Source organism: Actinoplanes sp. NPDC026623 (assembly GCF_040638275.1).
Classification (GTDB): domain Bacteria; phylum Actinomycetota; class Actinomycetes; order Mycobacteriales; family Micromonosporaceae; genus Actinoplanes.
In genome coordinates, this window is sequence record NZ_JBEZXZ010000338.1 from 1 (window position 1) to 5359 (window position 5359).

A 5359-nucleotide genomic window follows, 5' to 3' on the forward strand; every position below is an offset into this window, starting at 1 on the left:
GGCACGCGCTCGCCGAGGGCTCCCCCGAGCTGGCCTGCCGCTGCCTGGAGGCGGCGCTGCGGGCGGCGCCGGACGACCGGGCGCGGGCCGGGGTCCGGATCCGGCTGACCCGGCTGCTCTGGCGCGGATCGCCGGCGGCCGCGGCGGCCCACCTGGACGACCTGGCCGACGACGCGCGGCGCGACCGGCTCGGCGGGCCCGAGGTGGCGCAGACGATCGCCTACCTGGCCTGGGCCGGCCGGCTCGAGCAGGCGGCCGGCCTGGTCTGCGAGCTGGCCGCGGCCGGCGACGTGCCGGCCGACGCGCTCGCCTCGGCGGCCCGCTGGCTGGGCATGTTCTGCCCGCCGATGCGCCCGCGCCTGGACGCGCTGAACCTGCAGCCGACCGGCCCGCTCACCGCGGACGGCACGGCCGGCGCGCCGGACGACCCCTTCCTGCACGCCGCGTACGCGGTCAGCACGGCGCTGTCCACCGGCTCGTCCGCCGAGGCGGTGCTGGTCCTGCAGCGCTACCACCTGAACGACGGCACCGCCCAGCCGGTGCTGCTGGCCGTGCACGCGCTGCTGTTCGCCGGCCGGCTCGACCTGGCCACGGCCTGGTCCAGCCGGCTGATCGACGAGGCGGCCCGCCGGCAGGCACCGGCCTGGCAGGCGATGTTCACCGCCGCCAAGGCCGAGATCCTGCTGCGCCGCGGCGAGCTGACCCAGGCCATCGCGCTGGGCCGGGCGGCGCTGACGCTGCTGCCGGCGCCGTCCTGGGGTGCCGGGCTGGCGTTCCCGGCGGCCACCCTGATCGAGGCGTGCACCGTCGCCGGGCAGCCGGACGAGGCGCTCGGCATGCTCGGGCTGCCCGCGCCGCAGGCGATGGCGCAGACCCTGGGCGGGGTCCGGCACCTGCGGGCGCGCGGGCGCTGGCGGCTGGCCACCGGGCGCAGTCACGCGGCGCTCGGCGACTTCATGGCCTGCGGCGAGCTTCAGGAACGCTGGGGCATCGACTCGCCCGCCCTGGCGCCGTGGCGGCTGGACGCCGCCGAGGCCTGGCTGGCGCTGGGCGACACCGAACGCGCGGCCAGCCTGGCCAACCGGCAGCTGCGCCGGCTGCGGCCGGGCAACGACGCGCTGCGGGCCGCCGCGCTCGGCGTGCTGGGCAGCACCGGGGATCCGCACGGCCGGATGCAGGCGCTCGGCGAGGCGGTCGAGATCCTGGAACGCGACGGCGACAAGGTGCGGCTGGCGATGGCGCTCGGCGCGCTCGGCCGGGCCTTCCGCGAACTCGGCAACCTCCAACGTGGACGGACCCTGACCGGCAAGGCCTGGTACGTCGCCAAGGCGTGCGGCGCGGAACCGCTGTGCGAGACGCTGATGCCGCAGCACGCGGACGCCGAGCAGGCGCCGGCCGTGCTGGAGCAGCCCGACGGCGAGACGCTCACCGAGGCCGAGATGCGGGTCGCCGTGCTGGCCGCGCACGGGCACACCAACCGGGAGATCTCGGCGAAGCTGTTCATCACGATCAGCACGGTCGAGCAGCACATGACCCGGATCTACCGCAAGCTCAACCTCAAGCGCCGCCGGGACCTGCCGCTGAGCCTGGCCGGCCCGGAGCCGATGCGCCTGCGGTCCGCGTCTGCGGGGTGAAATCCGCCGAGTCAAGGGCATCGGTCCGGAAAATCCGGATCGGTGCCCCTGTTCTTTTGCGCGGACCTCCTAAGGCGTCCCGGTTTTGTAACTCACGGGTAGGCAAGCCGCCGACAGTCAGAAGAATGGAGGAACTGAAACTTTGAACGAAGGAAACCACCGTGAACGAGGCAAAACCGGACGACGTCGAGCTGATGCGCGTGACGACGGCCGACCACGAATCCCCGTTCCGGCTGATCTGCTTTCCGAACACGCTGGACACCCCGGTCGGCTACCTGCCGCTGGCGGACCTGCTGCTGCCCACCGTGGAGGTTCTCGCGGTGCGCTATCCGGCGGCCCCGCCGGGCTCGTCGTGGATCCCGGACACCGAGCGCCTGGCCACCAAGTGCTTCGGGGCGCTGTCCGGCTGGACCGACCGGCCGATCGCGTTCCTCGGCCATCGCGCCGGCGCCTACCTGGCCTTCCGGGTCGCCGGTCAGCTGGAGCGTGAGACCGGCGCCCGGGTCGCCGCGCTGTTCGTGATGGAACGCGACGCGCCGCCGGAGACGGCCGGGGACCCGCCGCTGAGCGGGCGGATCGTGGCGGTGGCGGCCGGCCGGGAGCCGGTGGGCAACGGCTGGGGCGCGTACAGCACGGCGGGCAGCGTCGTCGAGCACGTGCCGGCCCGCTCGGATCACCGCGGGTTCGGCACCGCGCTGGCCAATCTGATCCATGATGAGCTGCTCGGATTCCACGGCGAGTAGGGGCAGAACAAGGGTGTGGCCCGGCTCGCGCGCTGCCTAGCGTTGATCTCGAACCCCGGCCGGGGTACGAGGAGGAGCCGTGAAGCCGACCGTATTCGCCGCCGACAGCGTGCAGACCCGCGCCGAGTTCGAGCAGGACGCCCTGCGGGTGGCCGACGTTCTCCGCGAACGCGGCGTGACGCTCGGCACCCGGGTGATCCTCAAGGGCGACAACTCGTCCGGATACCTGAAGACGTTGTTCGCGCTGATGCACCTGGGCGCGTCCATCGTGCTCTGCGACCAGCAGGAGCACGTCGCCGACACCCGCTCGGTCGCCACGCTCAGCGGCGCCAAGCTGGTGCTGGCCGACGAGGACGCGATGGTCGACGCGGACCTGCTGCCGACCCGGCTGTATGAGCTGCTGGTCGACGCGGCCGGCCGCCGGGTGCCGCCCGGCGCGCTGTGCTTCGACGACTGGGCCGCGCTGCCGGACGGCCTGATCATGCGGACCTCCGGCTCCACCGGGACGCCCAAGTGCGTGGTGAAGTCCGGCGGCGCGTTCCTGCGCAACCTCGAGCGCAACGCCCGGCAGATCGGGCACCGCAGCGACGACGTCCTGCTCCCGCTGCTGCCGTTCGCGCACCAGTACGGCCTGTCCATGGTGCTGATCGCCTGGCAGGTGCGGTGTTCGCTGGTGATCGCGCCGTACCGCCGGCTGGACCAGTCGCTGCGGATGGCCGCCGACACCGGCGCCACGGTCATCGACGCGACCCCGGCCAGTTACCGCAGCATGCTGGGCCTGTCCCGGCGGCGGGCCGCGCTGCGCGAGGGCTACCGGGCCGCCCGGATGCTGTGCGTCGGCGCCGCCCCGCTGGACCAGGCGCTGGTCAACGAGTACGAGTCCGAGTTCGGCATGCCGCTGCTGGACAGCTACGGCAGCACCGAGCTGGGCAACGTCTCGTTCGCGACGATCGACAACCCGGTCGCCTGCGGGCGGGTGATGCCCGGCCTGCGCGCGCGGATCGTCGACGACCACGGCGCCGGGCGGCCGGCCGGCGAGATCGGCGAGATCGAGATCGACACCCCGGACGGCCTGACCGGGCACCTCACCGAGAACGGCGAGCTGGACCCGGCACCGGCCGGCTGGGCCAGGACCGGCGACCTGGGCCGGCTCGACGCCGACGGCAACCTGTACGTGCTGGGCCGCAAGCACGCCGTGCACCGGATGGGCTACACCATCTACCCGGACCTGATCGAGCGCCGGATCGGCGAGGCCGGTCACCGGGCCCGGGTGGTGCCGGTGCCCGACGACAAGGCCGGCTCCCTGCTGGTGTTCTTCGTGGAGGACGAGACCGGCCGCGACGCCGGGCACTGGCGCGGCGTGCTGCAGGACCTGCTGCCGGCGTACGAGCAGCCGAACCGGGTGACGGTGCTGGACGGCTTTCCGCTCAACCGCAACGGCAAGGTCGACAAGATCCGCCTCCAGCGGCTCGCCACCGAGGCGGCGTGATGCGGATCGCTTGCTGGCAGGCCGCCTGCGAGCCGGGCACCGGGCGGTTCCTCGAGCGGCTCGACGCGGTCGCCGCCCGGGCCGCCGCGGGCGGCGCCGAGCTGCTGGTCACGCCGGAGATGTCGGTGGGCGGCTATCCGCTGAGCGGGAACGTCCTGGCCGAGGTGGCCGGGCCGGCCGACGCGATGGCCGGGCGGGCGGTGCGGCGGATCGCCCGCGAGCACGGGCTGGCCATCGTGTACGGCTGGCCGGAGACCGACGAGGGGCGCCTGCTCAACGCCGTACGCCTGGTGGACCGCACCGGAAACGGCCTGGCCCGCTACCGCAAGACGCACCTGTACCGCCCGGCCGAGCCGCAGTTCACCCCCGGGTCGGACGCCGTGGTCCAGGCCCGCCTCGGCGAGCTGACCGTCGGGCTGCTGATCTGCTACGACGTGGAGTTCCCGGAGATCGTCCGGGCGCACGCGCTGGCCGGCACCGAGCTGCTCGTGGTGCCGACCGCACTGATGGCGCCGTGGGAGCTGGTGGCCCGGATCCTGGTCCCGGCCCGGGCGTTCGAAAGCCAGCTGTACGTCGCGTACACGAACTGGCTCGGCGTGAACCAGGGCGTCCGGTTCTGCGGGCTGTCCACCGTGGCGGCTCCGGACGGCGGGGTGTCCCGGGTCGAGGAGCCGCGCGAGGAGCTGCTGTTCGCCGAGATCGACCGGAAGGTCATCGCGGCGGCCCGGGCGACGACCGGCTACCTGACCGATCGCCGCCCCGAGCTGTACGGCCCGGTCACCGAGCGCTAGCCGGCTCCACCAGCTCGACCAGCACGCCGCCGGCGTCCTTGGGGTGCACGAAGTTGACCGCCGAGCCGGCCGTTCCGGTACGCGGCTCCGGGTAGAGCATCCGCACCCCGCGCCCGGCCAGCGCCTCGGCCGTGGCCCGCACGTCGCTCACCGCGTACGCGATCTGCTGGATGCCCGGGCCCCGCCTGCCGAGGAATTTGGCGATCGGGGAGTCCGGCGTCAGCGGGGCCAGCAGTTGCAGCCGCGGGCCGGCCGGGTCGTCGCCGACCCGCAGCATCGCCTCGCGCACGCCCTGCGCCTCGTTGGTCTCGGTGTGCACGCAGGTGAGGCCGAACACCTGCTCGTAGAACTCGAGCGCCTCGTCGAGGTCGGCGACGGCGATGCCGACGTGGTCGATGCCGGTGATGCCGGGGACGTTCATGCGATTACTCCTTCGGTCATGCGGCGCCGGACGGCGGCCACGATCAGTTCGGCGCCCTCGCCGGGCGTGCGGACGCCGCGGCGTACCTCGTCCTCCACCGCCGCCACCGCCGGGTCGCCGGCCAGCGGCCGCAGCAGCGCCTCCCGGACCCCGGCGCGCAGCCGGGCCACCCGCCGCTCGCGGCGGCGCTGCCGCAGCGTTCCCGAGGCCAGCCCGTGCTCGTGGTGCTCGCGCAGCGCGGCCCACAGCTCGGCGATGCCGGTCTGCTCGGTGGCGCTGCA

Annotated in this window: 6 protein-coding genes; 4 read left to right on the top strand and 2 right to left on the bottom strand. The window is 74.2% G+C overall.

What is annotated here, in order from left to right; translation table 11 throughout:
- From AB0F10_RS43930 to AB0F10_RS43945, 4 genes are all read left to right on the top strand, one after another.
- Nucleotides 1-1634, top strand: a 1634-nt coding sequence (locus AB0F10_RS43930) for a LuxR C-terminal-related transcriptional regulator (protein WP_360640173.1), incomplete at its 5' end; no start/stop codon positions are given.
- A gap of 161 nt (nucleotides 1635-1795) precedes the next feature.
- Nucleotides 1796-2377, top strand: a complete 582-nt coding sequence (locus tag AB0F10_RS43935) for a thioesterase domain-containing protein (RefSeq protein WP_360640176.1) — start codon at nucleotides 1796-1798, stop codon at nucleotides 2375-2377.
- 79 nt (nucleotides 2378-2456) lie between these two features.
- A complete protein-coding gene (locus AB0F10_RS43940; protein ID WP_360640179.1) occupies nucleotides 2457-3866 on the top strand; it encodes a class I adenylate-forming enzyme family protein in 1410 nt (469 codons plus the stop codon).
- On the top strand, nucleotides 3866-4657 hold the full coding sequence (locus AB0F10_RS43945) for a carbon-nitrogen hydrolase family protein (protein WP_360640188.1): 792 nt from the start codon (nucleotides 3866-3868) through the stop codon (nucleotides 4655-4657). Before AB0F10_RS43940 ends, AB0F10_RS43945 begins: the two co-directional genes overlap by 1 nt.
- On the opposite strand, the gene mce is transcribed toward AB0F10_RS43945, so the two are convergent.
- Nucleotides 4644-5078 carry a methylmalonyl-CoA epimerase gene (gene mce / locus AB0F10_RS43950; protein WP_360640182.1) on the bottom strand — a complete coding sequence of 145 codons (435 nt, stop codon included), beginning with the start codon at nucleotides 5076-5078 and terminating at the stop codon, nucleotides 4644-4646. The two genes, AB0F10_RS43945 and mce, sit on opposite strands and share 14 nt — an antisense overlap.
- Nucleotides 5075-5359 (bottom strand): hypothetical protein (locus tag AB0F10_RS43955; protein ID WP_360640185.1); only part of this gene is annotated, 285 nt, incomplete at its 5' end. The genes mce and AB0F10_RS43955, both read right to left, overlap by 4 nt.

Bases quoted from the DNA above. Each gene is read 5' to 3' on its own strand.
- mce (WP_360640182.1), bottom strand. From the start codon at position 5,078: ATGAACGTCCCCGGCATCACCGGCATCGACCACGTCGGCATCGCCGTC.
- AB0F10_RS43945 (WP_360640188.1), top strand. From the start codon at position 3,866: ATGCGGATCGCTTGCTGGCAGGCCGCCTGCGAGCCGGGCACCGGGCGG.